Annotated in this window: 17 protein-coding genes and 2 pseudogenes; 8 read left to right on the top strand and 11 right to left on the bottom strand. The window is 70.5% G+C overall.

All coding sequences use genetic code 11. The features are described from left to right. Nucleotides 1–373: 373 nt before the first annotated feature. The 3 genes from ACGF8B_RS02970 to ACGF8B_RS02960 all read right to left on the bottom strand — a co-directional run bounded on the left by ACGF8B_RS02970 (nt 374) and on the right by ACGF8B_RS02960 (nt 3,650). A complete protein-coding gene (locus ACGF8B_RS02970; protein ID WP_392734173.1) occupies nt 374–949 on the bottom strand; it encodes a SigE family RNA polymerase sigma factor in 576 nt (191 codons plus the stop codon). A gap of 368 nt (nt 950–1,317) precedes the next feature. Then, nucleotides 1,318–2,382, bottom strand: coding sequence for an aspartate-semialdehyde dehydrogenase (locus ACGF8B_RS02965; protein WP_392734170.1), 1,065 nt, complete (start codon nt 2,380–2,382; stop codon nt 1,318–1,320). After that, nucleotides 2,379–3,650 (bottom strand): aspartate kinase, encoded by a 1,272-nt coding sequence (locus ACGF8B_RS02960; RefSeq protein WP_266915004.1) that lies wholly within the window; start codon nt 3,648–3,650, stop codon nt 2,379–2,381. The genes ACGF8B_RS02965 and ACGF8B_RS02960 overlap by 4 nt, the downstream gene beginning before the upstream one ends. A 273-nt stretch (nt 3,651–3,923) precedes the next feature. On the opposite strand from ACGF8B_RS02960, the gene ACGF8B_RS02955 reads away from it, so the two are divergent. Beyond that, nucleotides 3,924–4,217: a hypothetical protein gene (locus ACGF8B_RS02955; RefSeq protein ID WP_392734167.1), complete on the top strand. Its 294-nt coding sequence runs from the start codon at nt 3,924–3,926 to the stop codon at nt 4,215–4,217. A gap of 13 nt (nt 4,218–4,230) precedes the next feature. Here ACGF8B_RS02955 and ACGF8B_RS02950 read toward each other — a convergent pair whose 3' ends face one another. The 3 genes from ACGF8B_RS02950 to ACGF8B_RS02940 all read right to left on the bottom strand — a co-directional run bounded on the left by ACGF8B_RS02950 (nt 4,231) and on the right by ACGF8B_RS02940 (nt 6,046). Then, nucleotides 4,231–4,890, bottom strand: a complete 660-nt coding sequence (locus ACGF8B_RS02950; RefSeq protein WP_266731732.1) for a DUF5063 domain-containing protein — start codon at nt 4,888–4,890, stop codon at nt 4,231–4,233. A gap of 167 nt (nt 4,891–5,057) precedes the next feature. Further along, nucleotides 5,058–5,657, bottom strand: coding sequence for a recombination mediator RecR (recR, locus tag ACGF8B_RS02945; protein WP_124719582.1), 600 nt, complete (start codon nt 5,655–5,657; stop codon nt 5,058–5,060). Between the two features lie 53 nt (nt 5,658–5,710). Then, nucleotides 5,711–6,046, bottom strand: coding sequence for a YbaB/EbfC family nucleoid-associated protein (locus ACGF8B_RS02940; RefSeq protein WP_072487886.1), 336 nt, complete (start codon nt 6,044–6,046; stop codon nt 5,711–5,713). A gap of 369 nt (nt 6,047–6,415) precedes the next feature. Here ACGF8B_RS02940 and ACGF8B_RS02935 point away from each other — a divergent pair, with 369 nt between their 5' ends. Next, on the top strand, nt 6,416–7,210 hold the full coding sequence (locus tag ACGF8B_RS02935; RefSeq protein ID WP_392734464.1) for an SLATT domain-containing protein: 795 nt from the start codon (nt 6,416–6,418) through the stop codon (nt 7,208–7,210). Nucleotides 7,211–7,506: 296 nt separating this feature from the next. Here the strand turns inward: ACGF8B_RS02935 and ACGF8B_RS02930 are convergent, their stop codons facing one another. From ACGF8B_RS02930 to ACGF8B_RS02920, 3 genes are all read right to left on the bottom strand, one after another. Further along, nucleotides 7,507–8,157, bottom strand: a complete 651-nt coding sequence (locus ACGF8B_RS02930; protein ID WP_392734165.1) for a hypothetical protein — start codon at nt 8,155–8,157, stop codon at nt 7,507–7,509. 119 nt (nt 8,158–8,276) lie between these two features. Continuing rightward, nucleotides 8,277–9,023 (bottom strand): GntR family transcriptional regulator, encoded by a 747-nt coding sequence (locus ACGF8B_RS02925; RefSeq protein WP_392734163.1) that lies wholly within the window; start codon nt 9,021–9,023, stop codon nt 8,277–8,279. A 152-nt stretch (nt 9,024–9,175) separates the two neighbouring features. Further along, the gene (locus ACGF8B_RS02920; RefSeq protein WP_392734161.1) at nt 9,176–10,549 is read right to left on the bottom strand and encodes an aspartate aminotransferase family protein; all 1,374 of its coding nucleotides are present in this window, start codon (nt 10,547–10,549) and stop codon (nt 9,176–9,178) included. A 257-nt stretch (nt 10,550–10,806) separates the two neighbouring features. On the opposite strand from ACGF8B_RS02920, the gene ACGF8B_RS02915 reads away from it, so the two are divergent. From ACGF8B_RS02915 to ACGF8B_RS02905, 3 genes are all read left to right on the top strand, one after another. Continuing rightward, nucleotides 10,807–11,412, top strand: a complete 606-nt coding sequence (locus tag ACGF8B_RS02915) for a DJ-1/PfpI family protein (protein WP_392734158.1) — start codon at nt 10,807–10,809, stop codon at nt 11,410–11,412. Next, entirely contained in the window at nt 11,409–11,954 is a 546-nt protein-coding gene (locus ACGF8B_RS02910; protein WP_392734156.1) for a MarR family winged helix-turn-helix transcriptional regulator, read from the top strand. The genes ACGF8B_RS02915 and ACGF8B_RS02910 overlap by 4 nt, the downstream gene beginning before the upstream one ends. A 178-nt stretch (nt 11,955–12,132) precedes the next feature. Continuing rightward, complete coding sequence (locus ACGF8B_RS02905; RefSeq protein WP_392734154.1) at nt 12,133–13,977, top strand: serine/threonine-protein kinase; 1,845 nt, start codon at nt 12,133–12,135, stop codon at nt 13,975–13,977. On the opposite strand, the gene ACGF8B_RS02900 is transcribed toward ACGF8B_RS02905, so the two are convergent. Continuing rightward, nucleotides 13,978–14,163: a hypothetical protein gene (locus ACGF8B_RS02900; RefSeq protein WP_392734152.1), complete on the bottom strand. Its 186-nt coding sequence runs from the start codon at nt 14,161–14,163 to the stop codon at nt 13,978–13,980. Between ACGF8B_RS02900 and ACGF8B_RS02895 the strand changes: the two genes are divergently transcribed. Then, nucleotides 14,162–14,584 carry a hypothetical protein gene (locus ACGF8B_RS02895; protein ID WP_392734151.1) on the top strand — a complete coding sequence of 141 codons (423 nt, stop codon included), beginning with the start codon at nt 14,162–14,164 and terminating at the stop codon, nt 14,582–14,584. The two genes, ACGF8B_RS02900 and ACGF8B_RS02895, sit on opposite strands and share 2 nt — an antisense overlap. 74 nt (nt 14,585–14,658) lie before the next feature. On the opposite strand, the pseudogene ACGF8B_RS02890 reads toward ACGF8B_RS02895, so the two are convergent. Then, nucleotides 14,659–14,988 (bottom strand): annotated as a pseudogene (locus tag ACGF8B_RS02890) (hypothetical protein); the annotation flags it as partial. Nucleotides 14,989–15,214: 226 nt separating this feature from the next. On the opposite strand from ACGF8B_RS02890, the pseudogene ACGF8B_RS02885 reads away from it, so the two are divergent. Together ACGF8B_RS02885 and ACGF8B_RS02880 are read left to right on the top strand one after the other, a co-directional pair. Then, nucleotides 15,215–16,049, top strand: a pseudogene (locus ACGF8B_RS02885) (Scr1 family TA system antitoxin-like transcriptional regulator). Next, a complete protein-coding gene (locus ACGF8B_RS02880) occupies nt 16,046–16,282 on the top strand; it encodes a DUF397 domain-containing protein (protein ID WP_392734149.1) in 237 nt (78 codons plus the stop codon). Before ACGF8B_RS02885 ends, ACGF8B_RS02880 begins: the two are co-directional and overlap by 4 nt. The last annotated feature ends 139 nt before the right edge of the window (nt 16,283–16,421 follow it).

The following is a 16,421-nucleotide window of genomic DNA, read 5'->3' as shown; positions in this document are numbered from 1 at the left end:
CTGCTCAGACTGCCGAGCCCGGCAGTCTCGTCGGCCTCGGAGGCCCGGCCGGCCCCGGAAGCCCTGCTGGTCTCAAAAGCCCCGCCGACCCCATCAGCCCCGCCAGGGACACCGGCCCTGTCGGTCCCGTCGGTCTCGTCGGTCTCGTCGGCCCCAGCCGCCCCAGCAGCCCCAGCAGCCCCAGCCGTTCCAGGGTCGTGGTTCACAATTCCGTTTCCAGTCCGGTCATTCCGACGCTCACGCCGATGCTCCCGTTCGGGACCGTTCTCGCCCCCGGGACCGTTCTCACGTTCGGGACCGTTCTCGTGCTCGGGACCGTTCTCACGTTCGGGACCGTTCTCGTGCCCGGGACCGTTCTCGTGCTCGCGCCGGCTCATACCTGCGCCTCCATCACGACGCGCAGCGCCGCGATCCCGCGGGAGCCGTATGCCTTGACCGAGCCCAGGGATATCCCGAGCGTCTCGGCCACCTGGACCTCCGTCATGTCCGCGAAGTAACGCAGCACCAGCACCTCCCGCTGGCGCCGTTGCAGCCCCCGCATCGCCTTGATCAGCGCGTCCCGCTCCAGCTGGTCGTACGCGCCCTCCTCCGCGCTCGCCATGTCCGGCATGGGCTTGGAGAGCAGCTTCAGCCCGAGGATGCGGCGGCGCAGCGCGGAGCGCGAGAGGTTGACGACGGTCTGGCGCAGATACGCGAGCGTCTTCTCCGGGTCACGCACCCGGTTGCGCGCCGAGTGCACCCGGATGAACGCCTCCTGCACCACGTCCTCGCAGGAGGCGGTGTCGTCCAGGAGCAGGGCCGCGAGCCCGAGCAGCGAGCGGTAGTGGGCCCGATAGGTCTCGGTGAGATGGTCGACCGTGGTTCCGGCAGCCACGGCCTCCTCAGCGCCCTCGCGTTGCGCGGGCAGCCGTGCGGGCCGCGCAGCGGGCATGGGCGCAATCACCGGCATACCGCCGGGTGCGCGGGGCCGTCGGAGCGGACGCACCGAAGCGCCGCGCAAGGGGCCCACCACCGTGATATCGAGAACCTCTGCCACGCCAGTTGGACACGTTCCCCCCCATCAGGGTTGTACGCGCGCGGCACCGCGTTCGCCGTCGTGCGACATGCCCTCATACGTACCTGCACTTCCCCGGATACCCTGAATGCCCCGAATTTTTCGCCCCGCCGCGCCAGAGGTGACCGCATAGACGCGTAGTCCCCGGTCAGCGGTTGCAACAGGCCGAAAGTCATCGTCGGATACCCCGACACCCCATCTCAAGAGGTTGAGACCTTCAACTTACTCACAGGACGTTCACAGAGAGGACAAAACAGGTTCGATCAGGACCTTGGGAACTCGGCGGCCACCGATTCGGCGATCTGCGCCACGTTCAGCGCCGCCCCCTTGCGGAGGTTGTCGCCGCAGACGAACAGCTCCAGACCTCGGGGATCGTCCAGTGACCTGCGCACTCGTCCCACCCAGGTCGGATCGGTGCCCACGACGTCGGACGGCGTCGGGAAGTCTCCCGCCGCCGGGCTGTCGTAGAGCACCACGCCCGGTGCCGTCGCCAGGATCTCGTGGGCCCGGTCGACCTCGATCTCGTTCTCGAACCGGGCGTGAACGGACATCGAGTGCGTCGCGATGACGGGTACGTACACGCAGGTCGCCGCGACCCGCAGGCCCGGCAGGTCCAGAACCTTGCGGCACTCCTCGCGGATCGCCAGTTCCTCGGAGGACCAGCCGTCCCCGGCCTCGGTGCCTGCCCAGGGCACCACGTTGAGGGCGACCGGGGCGGCGAAGGGACTGCCCTCGGTGTCCCCCAGGGCCCTGCGTACGTCACCCGGCTTCGTGCCCAGTTCCGTACCGGCGACCAGCGACAGCTGTTCGCGGAGCGCCGCGACGCCGTCCCGGCCCATCCCGCTCACCGCCTGGTAGGAGGAGACGACCAGTTCCCGCACACCGAACTCGGCGTGCAGCGCCCCGACCGCGACGATCAGCGCGAGCGTCGTGCAGTTGGGGCTCGCGACGATGCCGCGTGGCCTGATCCGTACGGCGTGCGGATTGATCTCGGGCACGACCAGCGGCACGTCCGCGTCCAGCCGGAACGCGGCGGAGTCGTCGATGACGACCGCGCCCTTGGCCGCGGCGATCGGCGCCCACTGCGCGGACACCTCGTCGGGCACCAGGAACAGCGCCACGTCGACGTCGTCGAAGACGTCCTCGGTGAGCTGGAGGACCTCGCTCTCCTCGCCGCGCACGACCAGCTTGCGGCCGGCCGAGCGCGGCGAGGCGATCAGCTTCACCTCGCCCCAGACGTCCGCGTGCTGCGAAAGGATCTGGAGCATGACGCCGCCGATCGCCCCGGTCGCTCCGACGACCGCGAGCGAAGGGCGGCGCGCGGTCATCGGCCGGTGCCCCCGTAGACGACGGCCTCGTCGGAGTCGCTGTCGAGACCGAAGGCGGTGTGCACGGCGCGCACGGCCTCGATGACGTCGTCGGCGCGGGTGACCACCGAGATGCGGATCTCGGACGTCGAGATCAGCTCGATGTTCACACCGGCGTCGGACAGCGCCTCGAAGAAGCCCGCCGTGACACCCGGGTTGGTCTTCATGCCGGCGCCGACCAGGGAGATCTTCGCGATCTGGTCGTCGTAGCGCAGCGACTCGAAGCCGATGGTGCCGCGGTTGCGCTCCAGGGCGTCGATGGCCTTGCGGCCCTCGGCCTTCGGCAGCGTGAACGAGATGTCGGTCAGACCGGTCGACGCGGCGGAGACGTTCTGCACCACCATGTCGATGTTGATCTCCGCGTTCGCGATGGTGCGGAAGATCGCGGCGGCCTCGCCCGGCTTGTCGGGAACGCCGACGACGGTGATCTTGGCCTCGGAGACGTCATGGGCGACTCCGGAGATGATCGCGTGCTCCACCTTCTGGTCCCCTTGCGGCTCGTTGCTGACCCAGGTTCCGCGCAGTCCGGAGAAGGACGAGCGGACGTGGATCGGAATGTTGTAGCGGCGTGCGTACTCCACGCACCGGTGCAGCAGCACCTTGGAGCCGGACGCGGCCAGCTCCAGCATGTCCTCGAAGGAGATCCAGTCGATCTTCCGGGCCTTCTTCACGACCCGCGGGTCGGCGGTGAAGACACCGTCCACATCGGTGTAGATCTCACAGACCTCGGCGTCCAGCGCGGCCGCGAGCGCGACGGCGGTGGTGTCGGACCCGCCGCGGCCGAGGGTGGTGATGTCCTTCTTGTCCTGGGACACACCCTGGAACCCCGCGACGATCGCGATGTTCCCCTCGTCCAGCGCCGTACGGATACGGCCCGGCGTCACATCGATGATGCGCGCTTTGTTGTGGACCGAGTCGGTGATGACGCCTGCCTGGCTGCCGGTGAACGACTGGGCCTCGTGGCCCAGGTTCTTGATCGCCATCGCCAGCAGGGCCATGGAGATCCGCTCCCCGGCGGTCAGCAGCATGTCGAACTCACGCCCGGCAGGGATCGGGGATACCTGCTCGGCGAGATCGATCAACTCGTCCGTCGTGTCGCCCATCGCTGACACCACAACAACCACCTGGTTGCCGTTCTTCTTGGCATCGACGATTCGCTTGGCGACGCGCTTGATGCCCTCGGCATCGGCTACGGAGGAGCCTCCGTACTTCTGCACGACAAGGCCCACGTGCGCTCCTCGCTCAGTCCATTACTGCGGTCGGCTCAGTTTAACGAGCAGTCCGGAATCGCCCCGCTGATACCACATGGTGAGATGTCCCGCTCAGCACGTGATCATCGGCGTGTCGCTCCGGACCGCTCGTACAGGTGTGCTGCCCGCCGAACCGGCTCGCATGCCGTATGTGGCCCAGCCCACACGCCTGGCGGCCCGGCTCCACGATTCACCGGCCCCGCACCTCTAGCGTGAACCGGAACCCGACCATCCGCCCGCCGGAGGCCCGCCATGCGCAAGCCACTGCGCGCGCTGCCCCTGCTCCTGGCCCTCGCCGCGCTCCCCCTGACCGCGTCCCCCGCCCATGCGGGCACCACCTGCTTCGCCACCCACGCCGACGCCCCGGTCTACGCGGGAGCCAACCCTGTCCCGACACCGTCCGACATCGTCGGCTACCTGGACCCGGGCATCCCGGTGAACGCCACCCGCCAGGGCGCGGACGAGCTGTGGCGCGTCTCGCGCACGGACGACGGCACACCGCTCGGCTTCATGCACGACGGCGACCTGCGGTGCGACGGGGGCTGAGCAGCCGTCCGCGCTACTGCACCGGCCGCAGCCCCAGAGGGCCCGCGATCTCCTCGGCCATCACCCGGCCGGCCTCCTCGGCGAGGTCGTCGTCGAGGGTTTCCGTGTCGGTGTCCAGGCCGTCCAGTTCCTGGAGGGGCTGGTTGAGCCGGATGTGGGCGATCAGGGACTGGAGGGCGCGCAGGGTGGCGGAGGCGGTGGAGCCCCAGTTGGAGAAGTAGGAGAACTGCCACCACCACAGGGCCTCGGTGGTGCGGTCCTCCTCGTAGTGGGCCAGGCCGTGGCGCAGGTCGGTGACCAGGTCGGCCAGGTCGTCGGAGATCCGGGCCGGGACCGGGGCCTTGCGGGGCTCGTACGGGTCGAAGACCTCGGAGTAGACGTCGATCGGCTCCAGCAGGGCGGCGAACCGCTCGCGCAGCCCGTCGGCGTCCGGCTCCGCGCCCAGGTCCGGCTCGTAGCGCTCGTCGGGGACGATGTCCTCGTACGCGCCGAGCCGGCCGCCCGCCAGCAGGAGCTGGGAGACCTGGAGCAGCAGGACGGGGACGGCCTCCTCGGGCTCCTCGACCTTGGACACCTCGGTGACCGCGACGATGAACGTCTTGATCTGGTCGGCGATCTGGACGGCGAAGTCGTCCGGGTCCTGCGTGACGGAGTTCAGCGTGGCGTCAGACATCGAGGGGACCTCCCGTGGGCACGGTCGCGAACGGTGAGTAGAACATAGCGTCGCTGAACGTAAAGCCGCCGTGAGTCGCGGGAACGGTCCTCGAAACGGTCACGGGAAGAACACCGGAAGACGTAAAGGCATCACACGTCGGGCAGGCGCCACGCATCGGGCCGGCATCACACATCGAGCAGGCGCCTCCCCTCGAAGGCGCGGCCCAGGGTGACCTCGTCCGCGTACTCCAGGTCGCCACCGACCGGCAGGCCGCTGGCCAGTCTGGTGACCCGCAGGCCCATCGGCTTGACCATCCGCGCCAGGTACGTCGCGGTGGCCTCGCCCTCCAGGTTGGGGTCGGTCGCCAGGATCAGTTCCGTGATCGAGCCGTCGGCGAGGCGGGCGAGCAGCTCACGGATGCGCAGATCGTCCGGGCCGACGCCCTCGATCGGGCTGATCGCGCCGCCGAGCACGTGGTAGCGGCCCCGGAACTCACGGGTCCGCTCGATCGCGACGACGTCCTTGGGCTCCTCGACCACGCAGATCACCGAGGGGTCGCGGCGCGTGTCCCGGCAGATGTTGCACTGCTCCTGCTGGGCGACGTTGCCGCAGACCGAACAGAACCGGACCTTGTCCTTGACCTCCAGGAGGGCGTGGGCGAGGCGCCGCACATCGGTCGGCTCGGCCTGCAGGATGTGGAAGGCGATCCGCTGCGCGCTCTTGGGACCGACGCCGGGCAGCCTGCCCAACTCGTCGATGAGGTCCTGAACCACGCCTTCGTACAACGGGAACGCCTTCCTTTCCTGTCCTGGGTAGCCGAGCCGGAGGGTTCAGCGGGTCAGAAGGGGAGGCCGGGCATGCCGCCCAGGCCCTGGGCCAGCGGGCCCAGCTTCTGCTGCTGGAGCTGCTGCGCGTTCTCGTTCGCGGCCTGGACCGCGGCGACGACGAGGTCCGCGAGCGTCTCGGTGTCCTCCGGGTCGACCGCCTTGGGATCGATCACCAGATTGCGGAGCTCGCCGGAACCGGTCACGGTCGCCTTCACGAGACCGCCACCCGCCTGACCCTCGACCTCGGTCCTGGCCAGTTCCTCCTGGGCCGCGGCGAGGTCCTGCTGCATCTTCTGGGCCTGCTGCAGCAGCTGCTGCATATTGGGCTGACCACCACCGGGAATCACGGTCACTCCTGGCAATTCGACGACAAAATGTTTCGGTACGCCGAGCCTACGTGGTCACCGGGCAGCTCGCCCCACCCACTGGCGCGCAACTCTTTCGAGTGAGTTTCAGGCAGCCCTTGCCAGCCTCCTATACCTGATCACAGGCTCCGCGCACCCGGGAATACCGCGTTTTCTACCCCATGGCCCACCATTCGGCGGTAGGAAGGGCGTGCGCATAGGTCACACAGGCGCACCGGTCGTCACGCAAGGTTACCTACGCGGGACTGTCGGCCACGCCGGAGAGCAGTGAGCACCCCGCCGTCGAAACCCGTCGCCGTTTCAGGCATCGCTACGCAGAATGCAGAGGAGTACCCGGTGAGTCAGCCGGAGATGCAGCCCGAAGGGCCGCCCCGCAACGAGCCCGGCCCGGCCGGCTCGGCCGGTTCCTCCGGTTCGGGCTCCGGCGCACGCGGCCGGGATACCCGGGGCGGGGGCGGCCGGGGCGGGGATCTGGCCGGTACGCCGTTTCCGCTCGGCGACTGGGGCGAACCCGCCGACCGTCTCGACGAGCTGTACCGCTGGGTCGAGGCCGACGCACTGCGCACCGCCGACTGGTACATGAACGACCGGGTGCGCAAGCGCCGCGGCGCCAGGGTGCTGCGGATCGGCACCGCGATCGGGACGGTCGCGGGCACCGCGCTGCCGTTGCTCGATCTGACCGGGGCGCTGCCCGGGGCGGCGGGCTGGGGCTACCTGTCGCTGCTGCTGGGCGCCGCGTGCATGGCGTGCGACCGGTACTTCGGCCTCACCTCCGGCTGGATAAGGAATCTCGCCACCGCCCAGGCCGTGCAGCGGCGCCTCCAGGTGCTGCAGTTCGACTGGGCGTCGGAGTGCGTACGGGAGGTGCTCGGCCCGACCGAGGGGACGGCCAGCGAGGCGGCCGAGCGGTGCCTGGGAGTGCTGCGGCGGTTCTCGGAGGACGTCACGGAGCTGGTGCGCACCGAGACCGCCGACTGGATGGTGGAGTTCCGGGCCGGTCCCGCACCGATGGGGATGCAGGCGCTTTCCTCGGGCACCGGGAACAGCGGGCGCTCGGATCAAGGGGTGCTGCCGGGGCGGTTCCCGCTCCAGACGATGACCCGGCCGAACATGCCGCGCCAGCGCCCGCCGGAGTCGCCTCGATGACCCCGCGACGACCGCCGCGGCAACCGTCGCGATGACCCCGCGACGGCCCCGGGGTGACCGTCGCGACGACCTCGGGGTGACCCGTCGCGATCTGCCGGGGTGACCGTCGTGATCTGCCGGGGTCGTCGTGGCGAACCCGGCGGATCCCGACGGATCCCGATCTCCTAGGCGGATCCCGATCTCCTTGGCGGATCCCGGCGGATCATGATCTCCCTGGTGGATCACGGCGGATCACCGTCGGCCAGGACAAGAACCGGGACCGGGGCGCCGGACCGGAGCCGCGCCGCCCCCGGGCCTCAGCTGAAGATGATCATTGAGCCCTGGGCGAGGCTGCGGGTGGCCGCCGCGTGCAGGCCCAGCCAGACGTGCCGCTCGCGGGCGAACGGGCCCTGGTCGTACGTGATCGGCGCCGCCGGTTCCTCCAGGGAGGTCGGTGCGGCGGGCGGCAGCGGTGCGGGCGGCGGGTTCGCCGGGTCGATGCCGATGGACGGGGCGACGTACTCCAGCTCCCGCAGCAGCCCGTGCGAGGAGCCGAGCGGGCCGCCGCCCGCCAGCAGGTCGTCGTTGGAGAGCGGGGCGGCGAAGTCCAGCGGGACGTACGCCCCGGCGTGGTCGTAGTGCCAGACCAGGTGGGACTGCTGGGCCGTCGCCTCGAACATCTCCAGCAACTGCTCGTAGTCCCCGCCCAGTTCCCCGACCGGTGTGACGGCCAGTCCGCTGAGCTGGAGCAGGAAGGCGCGGCGCAGGAAGTGCAGGGCGTCGTAGTCGAAGCCCGCGATCGGGGCGACGTCGCCCGTCAGGCCCGGCATGTAGGCGTACACGGGCACGGGCGGCAGTCCGGCCTCGCCCAACGCCTTGTCGTAGACGGCTATTTCTTCGGCGAACGGATTGTCGGGGCTGTGGCACAGCACATCGACGAGGGGGACCAGCCACAGGTCACAGGCCACGAAGTCTCGCTCTCCCCTGGGTGCGCATGGAACGTGTGGAACGTTCGGGATGGTCGGGACAGCGTAATGCGGTGGTCGCGTTGCGCACAGTGGCCGGTACCGAAGAGGGGCGGGGCGGGCTACGCCCCCGGCGCCCCGGGCTCCGGTTCCTGTCCGCCGCGCCCCGGATGTTCGATCTCACCGGCCGCGAGCCGGTCCGCCCAGTTCAGCGCGTGGGAGCTGTAGTCGTCCAGCACCGCGCGCACCGCGTCGTGGTCGCCGAGGGTGACCGCCGCGACCAGATCCGGATGGCCGTGCCAGAGCCAGTCCCGGGCCCGCACGTCGTGGCGCAGGTACGGCACCGCGAACACCCATGCCTGGACGCGCAGTCGGTGCAGGAAGTCGTTGATGTAGGCGTTGCCCACCAGGATGCCCAGCTCGCGCCAGAACCGCAGGTCGTAGCCGATGAGGATGTCGAGGTCGCCGCCGAGCGCCGCGCGTGCGGCCTCCTGGGCCCGGCGGCGCACGGGGACCAGACAGTCGCGGTACCCCGTCAGCTGCGCGGTCGAGAGCGCGGGGCCGAAGAAGATGCCGCGGACTACTCCGTCGATGACCAGGCTGCGGGCCTCGACCAGCGACCGGTAGTCGGCGACGGTGAATTCCCGTACCCGGAAGCCCCGGTGCTGGTCGGATTCGAGCAGTCCCTGCGCGGACAGGTCGAAGAGCGCCTCGCGCACCGGGGTCGCCGACACGCCGTACTGCTCGGCGATCTGCTTGACCGTGAATTCCCTGCCCGGTTGCAGACGCCCGGCAAGCACTTCGTCACGCAGCGCGTCCGCGATCTGCTGCCGCAGCGTACTGCGGGTCACAGCTCCGCTCGCGCCCATGGCGCCCCTCCCCGTTCTTCGCTTCCGGTCACCTTAAGCCAGGGCCGCTGTGCCCGGTTCCGGGCAGGGGGAGGGGCGTCGTACCGCGGGTGTCTGTCAGGCGGCCCGCGGTACGGCCGCGGGTGCCTGTCGGGCGGCCCGCGGCATCCGGGTCACGCTGTGTGCTCGTCCGCGACCGAGAGGGCCGCGTCGAGGGCCGCGAGGCCCTCCTTGGCCTCTGCCTCGGTGATGTTGCAGGCGGGGACGGCGTGCGTGCGGTTCATGTTGATGAAGGGCCACAGGCCGTTCTTCTTGGCCGCGGCGCCGAAGGCCGCCATCGGCGCGTTGGCCTCGCCCGTCGCGTTGTACGGGACCAGCGGCTCGCGGGTCTCCTTGTTGCGGACCAGGTCCAGCGCCCAGAACGCGCCGAGGCCGCGGACCTCGCCGACCGACGGGTGGCGCTCGGCGAGCTCGCGCAGGCCGGGGCCGAGGACCGTCTCACCGATGTGCGCGGCGTTCTCGATGACCTTCTCGTCCTCCATCACATGGATGGTGGCGACGGCGGCGGCACAGGCCAGCGGGTGACCGGAGTACGTGAGTCCGCCCGGGTAGGCGCGGGTCTCGAAGGTCGCGGCGATCTCGGCACAGATCGCGACACCGCCGAGCGGCACGTAACCGGAGTTGACGCCCTTGGCGAAGGTCATCAGGTCCGGCACCACGTCGAAGTGGTCGGCGGCGAACCACTTGCCGGTGCGGCCGAAGCCGGCCATGACCTCGTCGAGGACGAAGACGATGCCGTACCTGTCGCAGATCTCGCGGACGCCCGCGAGGTAGCCGGGCGGCGGCGTCATGATGCCCGCGGTGCCGGGGATGGTCTCCAGGATGATCGCGGCGATCGTGCCGGGGCCCTCGAAGGCGAGGGTGTCCTCCAGGTGCTGGAGTGCGCGGGCGCACTCCTCGGCCTCGGTCTCCGCGTGGAACGGCGAGCGGTAGAGGAACGGCGCCCAGAAGCGGACGACGCCCGCCGAGCCGTTGTCGGACGGCCAGCGGCGCGGGTCACCGGTCAGGTTGATCGCGGTGGAGGTGGCGCCGTGGTACGAGCGGTAGGCGGAGAGCACCTTCGTACGGCCGGTGTGCAGCCGGGCCATCCGGACGGCGTTCTCGACGGCCTCGGCCCCGCCGTTGGTGAAGAAGATCTTGTCCAGGTCGCCGGGGGTGCGCTCGGCGATGAGGCGTGCGGCCTCGGAGCGCGCCTCGATCGCGAACGCGGGGGCGAAGGTGGCGAGTTTGCCGGCCTGCTCCTGGATCGCGGCGACGACGGTGGGGTGCTGGTAGCCGATGTTGGTGTAGACGAGGCCGCTGGTGAAGTCCAGGTAGCGGTTGCCGTCGTAGTCCCAGAAGTACGCCCCCTCGGCGCCGGCGACGGCGAGCGGGTCGATCAGGCCCTGGGCGGACCAGGAGTGGAACACGTGCGCGCGGTCGGCGGCCTTCACGGCCGCGCCGGCAGCGGGGTCGACATGCGGGGCATGCGGGGCATGAGGGGTCATGCGGCGAGCGTAGGGCGTGCCGGGAGCCGCCCGACATGGCCACCTTGTATGGCATGGGGCGCTCCGCTGGGCAGGGTGTCGGGTTGTCGCGGACGGCGCCGAATCACGGACCGGCGCGGATCGGCGCATGGCCCGGCCTGCCGGAATCAGTTGGTAACATGTTGCCATCTTGACAGCATGTTGGCATGCTCTCGGTGGTCACTCGTGACCGTCGCCGAGGAGCGGGGCCGACGGCACAGTTCCACCGAGGAGGCGCCATGACCGACACCCGCGGGACCATTCACCTGGCCGTGTACGACACCCTCGCCGACTGGGAGACGGGGCACACCACCGCCCATCTCGCGCAGGCCGGCTTCACCGTGCGGACGGTCGGCCCCACCACCGGCCCCGTCACCACCATGGGCGGGCTGCGCGTCCTGCCCGACCTCCCGCTCGCGGACCTGCGCCCCGAGGACAGCGCGCTCCTGGTGCTCCCCGGCGCCGGGCTCTGGGACGCCGGTGACACACTCGCCCCCTTCGCCCGTGCGGCGCGCGGCTTCCTGGACGCCGGGGTGCCGGTCGCCGCGATCTGCGGTGCGACGGCGGGCCTGGCCCGCGAGGGCCTGCTCGACGACCGCGCCCACACGAGCGCGGTCTCCTTCTACCTCGCGGCCACGGGGTACGGGGGCGGCGACCGCTACATCGACGCGGACGCGGTGACGGACGGCGACCTCATCACGGCCGGGCCGACCGAACCGGTCGCGTTCGCCCGCGAGGTCTTCGCACGGCTCGGGGTGTACGAGGGCGAGAGGCTCGACGCCTGGTACCGGCTGTTCCACGACTCGGACCTGGCCGCCTACGAGATCCTGAACGCCGGCTCATGAGCCGGGAACCCACGAGCCGGCACCCCGCCGCCCAGGACCCCGCGAACCGGGCCCCCGCCGCCCAGGACCCCGCGAGCCGATCCCCCGCCGGTCCGGAGCCCGCGAGCGACAAGGAGCTGCTGAGCCGTACCGCGCTCGGCGTCTTCCGGCTCAGCGGCCAATTCCTCTCCGTCTCGGAGCGATTGGCCAGGCCCGCCGGGCTCACCGCCTCCTGGTGGCAGGTCCTCGGGGCCGTGCTCCGCGAGGACCTGCCCGTCTCCGGGATCGCCCGCGTCATGGGCATGACCCGGCAGGGCGTGCAGCGCGTCGCCGACCTGCTGGTCGGCAAGGGCCTCGCCGAGTACGTGCCCAACCCCGCCCACCGCCGCGCCAAACTGCTGCGCCCCACCGACGAGGGACGCGCCGCGGTCCGGCGCATCGATCCCGGCCACGCCGCGCTCGCCGCCCGGCTCGCCGCCGAGCTGGGCGAGGAGCAATTCGCCGAGACCGTAAGGGTGCTGGATCAGCTGGCCGCCGCCATGGACGCTGTCGCCGAGGAGTAGACGCACCCCCGCCCGGCCTCCGCCGCCCCGGCGGATCTGCCCTCCCGGGACAGGTCCGCCGCGCGTTCCCGGCCGAAGCCCGCAACCGGCCCGGCCACATGCCGCGTGGGTCCTTATGATCGAGCGAGCCACGCCAGGCATCGCTCAGTTCGAACCCCGGGGAAGGACGTTCAGCGCCATGCAGAGCCTGACGCCACAGGATCCGCGTGCCATCGGCGCGTACCGGCTGCTGGGCCGTGTCGGCACCGGCGGCATGGGCCAGGTCTATCTGGCCCGGTCCGACCGCGGCCGCACCGTAGCGATCAAGCTGGTACGGGGCGAACTCGCCGAGCAGCAGGAGTTCCGCGACCGCTTCCGCCACGAGGTACGGGCCGCCCGCCAGGTCGGATCCGCCTGGACCGCCCCCGTGCTGGACGCCGACACCGAGGCCGCCGTGCCCTGGGTCGCCACCGGTTACGTCGCCGGGCCCTCCCTCCAGGCCACCGTCACCGGCCCGCGCACCCCCGTGGGGGTGGCGTCCGGGGCGTACGGTCCCCTCCCCGAGCGTTCGGTCCACATCCTGGGCTCCGGTCTCACCCATGCCCTCCAGGCGATCCACGCCGCCGGGCTCGTCCACCGCGACCTCAAACCCTCCAACATCCTGCTGACGATCGACGGGCCGCGCGTCATCGACTTCGGCATCGCACGGGCGCTGCACACGGTCTCCGACGGCGGCGTCACCCGCACCGGGGCCCTGGTCGGTTCGCCCGGCTTCATGTCGCCCGAGCAGGTGCGGGGCGAGCGGGTGACCCCGGCGTGCGACGTGTTCTGTCTCGGCTCGGTACTGGCGTACGCCTCGACCGGCCGGCTTCCGTTCGGGACGTCCGACAGCGGTGCGCACGCGCAGATGTTCCGGATCGCGCAGGAGGACCCGGACCTGACCGGTGTCCCGGTGGGCCTCGTCGAGTTGATCAGCGACTGCCTGCGGAAGGACCCGGCCGCCCGCCCGACGACGGACGAGCTCCTGGAGCGCCTGGCCGACGGCGACACGGCGGAACCCTGGCTCCCCGGCGCCCTCATAGCCCAGCTCGGCCGCCACGCGGTCGAGTTGCTGGACTCGGAGGATCCGGAGGACCCGGAGGACTACCCGATCGCCCCGGCGCAGGCGGCGCCCGTACCGGACCCGACTCCCCCGGCGCCCACGACGGCCGCCACGGCCGCCACGACCGCCACGCCCCCGACGGCCGCACACGTGCCCGCACCGGCACCCGGCTACGGCTACCCGTCGCACGCCGGCCAGCCCTTCGGCGCCCAGCAGCCTCCCGCACCCGCCGCCTACGGCTACCCGCAGCAGCCGTACCCGCCGCAGCAACACCAGCACCAGCAGCCCGGATTCGGCCCCACGCCCCCGTACGGCCCCGCCTATCCCACCGCCCCCCAGCAGCCCGGCCCCGAACCGGCCCGGCGCCGACGGGGCTCGACCATCGCGCTCGTCGTCGTCGCCGTGCTCGTGGCCATAGGCGCGGGCGGATCCGTCTACGCCCTCATGAACGGCAAGCCGCCGGGCCCCACCCCTGGCCCCACCGGCTCCCCGTCCACCGAGGACACCTCGACGGACTCCCCCAAGACCGACGACCCGTCCTCGCCGGACCCCTCCGCCACCGAGGACAAACAGAACGGCGACGGCGCCGTCCCGTCCGGCTACCTCGGCACCTGGTCGGGTTCCATCGAGAACGCGTCCGGCCGCTCCACCCGGAAACTCGTCATCCAGCAGGGCACGGTCGGTCAGAGCGTCCTCACCCTCACCGCCGACGGCCCGCTCGACACCGGTGGCTCGTACCACTGCGTCTTCCAGGCCGATCTGACCGCGGAGCCGTCCTCGGGCGGCCCCATGAAGATCGGTCCCTCCACGGTCACGGTCGGCGAGCCCATGACGTCCTGCACCGCGGGCGGGGCCACCACGCTGACGCTGCTCCCGGACGGTTCGCTGCGCCGCACGAACAACGACAGCGGCGATCAGCTGACGTACACGAAGGACGGCTGATCAGGCCAGGCTGCGCACCGTGAGGCCGATCCCCACCGCGAGGACGGCCAGCGCGGTCAGGACGCTCACGTACGGGGTGCAGCGCCGCAGGGCGGGCAGCCGCCGCTCGCCCAGGGCGGCCAGCCGGTTGCTGCCGCCGGCCAGCAGCAGACCGGCGGAGGACGCGGACGGCCGGGGCTTCTCCATGCCGATCGGTTCGACGGCGGGTGACGGTCTCGACTCCCGGGGCCGCATCTTCTACCCCGGCGGCCTCAACTTCCGCCACGCCGCCTCGAACAAGACCATCACGCTGAAGCCGACGTACATCCGTGTCATGCCGACCCCGGGCTACTCCGCCGGAGTCGCGGTGAACGGTGTGCCGCTCGCCGACGAGGTGATGGTCGCGGACACGACTCCCGCCGAGGCCCTGCTCGGCGCCCGCCCCAGCCCCACGGGTTTCCGGCTGGAGAAGGTGCCGTTCCGCATCACCGCCGAGGCGTCGAAGCTGTTCGCCGAGGTGACCGGTCGTCCGGGTCCGCGCGTCGGCAGCCTGCTCGGCACGCTCACCCCGAACTTCGACTACATCCCGGGCCAGCGCCCGTCGCCCATCGGTTTCCCGAGCTTCTAGCCCTCCCCGGTTCGGCCGGCGTCCGGCCGGTCCCGTTCGCGGGCCGGTCCGGGTGTCGGCCGTTTCGTGCTGCCCAGCAACGCGAACGCCGCGTTGAGCAGCAGCAGCGTATGGACGAACCTGCCCGGCACGGTGGGCGGGTAGTGCCACGTCAGCGGCCACGTCCGGCCGCTCAGCGCCGGGATCGGTACGTAACTGACCCGGCCCGCCGTGGCGTTCAGCTCGGTGACCCCGGCCGGCCACGTCCTGCGGGCCGTGGTCCCCGCCGGGACGAGGAAGTACACCGCCCGCCGCCCGTTCGACTCGGCGACGACGGGGCCGGGCTCGCCTCCCGTGATCGCCTCCATCAGCAGGGCCAGCCGACGCCCTTCTTCTCCGTCCACGCGTACGGCGTCGAATTGCACGCCCGCTTTGCGCAGTTGAAATCCGGAGTACGGAATCCACTCAAGGTTCAGTTCACTTTTCGGCGCATTCACAGGACCAGTCTCGCCCTTGTTGGTTACCGTTTTACGTGACTGACGAGGGGCGTCGCACACCCGTTGACCTGCGCGAACTCCCCTGAAGCTCAGTCGAGTTCGGCGGGGCTGGGTAGTGACCGGTTGAGACCGGTCGAGTCGAAAAGGGATCGCAATGGCGCGAGCTGAGAACAAGGAAATGGCGAGTCCGACGGCCAAGTTGGTTGCCGATGTGGCCAAAAAGGCCCGCGTCCGCAGGAAGCTGACCCAGGAACAGCTTGGCAAGGAGATCGGCTTCTCGGCGGCGGCGATCAGCGCGATGGAGACCTGCGCACAGCCCGCGAGCGACGACATGCTGGTGGGACTGGAGCGGGTGCTCGGGGACGGCATGGGCGTGTTCGAGCAGGCGCGGGTGTACATGCGGATGGAGGCGTATCCGCCGCAGTTCAAGCCGCACGCACCGCTTGAGCAGGCGACGCTGAGCCTTCGCGTGTACTCGATGCAGGTTGTGTACGGCCTGTTCCAGACAGAGGACTACGCGCGCACTGATCGGCGGTGGGTACCCTCCGCTGCCGGAACAACGGGTGGAACAGCTGGTGGAAGCTCGAATGGTGCGCAAGATGCTCTTCGACCGCGATCCCCTGCCCATGATCGAGATGGTCATCGAAGAATCCGCACTCACCAGGGTCATCGGCAATGCTTCCATCATGAGAGCGCAGATGCAGTACCTCGCAGAGTGCGCTCTTCGTCGCAACGTCACGATCAACGTACTGGCACTGGACAGTGGGAAGTTCGGTGAGTACGCCGGGGCTCGTGGTGAACTCACTCTGATGGAGACCCCGCAGCACGAGCACCTCGTGTACCTGGAGCCCCAGGACGAGAGCCTGCTGATCAGCGACCCTGGGAAGGTGAGCACGTACGCCCAGCGCTATGCGAAGATCCGGTCACAGGCCATGGGTCCTCGTGAATCGCTGGACCTCATCAAGCGGTTGGCAGGAGTAAAGGAATGACCAGCACCCTGCGGTGGTTCAAGTCCAGCTACAGCAGCGACAGCGGCGGCCAGTGCATCGAAGTCGCCTTCGACTGGCACAAGTCCTCGTACAGCAGCTCCAGCGGCGACGAGTGCATCGAAGTGGCGACCTGCCCCCACTCCGTTCACATCCGGGACTCCAAGGTGCCCGAAGGCCCCACCTTCGCGGTCGCCCCCGATGCCTGGACCACGTTCCTCACCTGGGCGGACTGACGTTTCGCCGGGCCGGGGAGGCGTTCCGCCCCGGCCCCACATATGTGTAGGACTTGTGGACGCCATGGCATACCCTGCGTTCGTGGGCCGCACCCCTCTCATCTCGGGTGCCACGGCCCTCTCTTACCGTGGGGGTAAA

The sequence above is a fragment of the Streptomyces sp. NPDC047917 genome, assembly GCF_043204345.1.
In the GTDB taxonomy this organism is placed as follows: Bacteria; Actinomycetota; Actinomycetes; order Streptomycetales; family Streptomycetaceae; genus Streptomyces; species Streptomyces sanglieri.
This window is presented reverse-complemented; position numbering and strand designations above follow the sequence as displayed.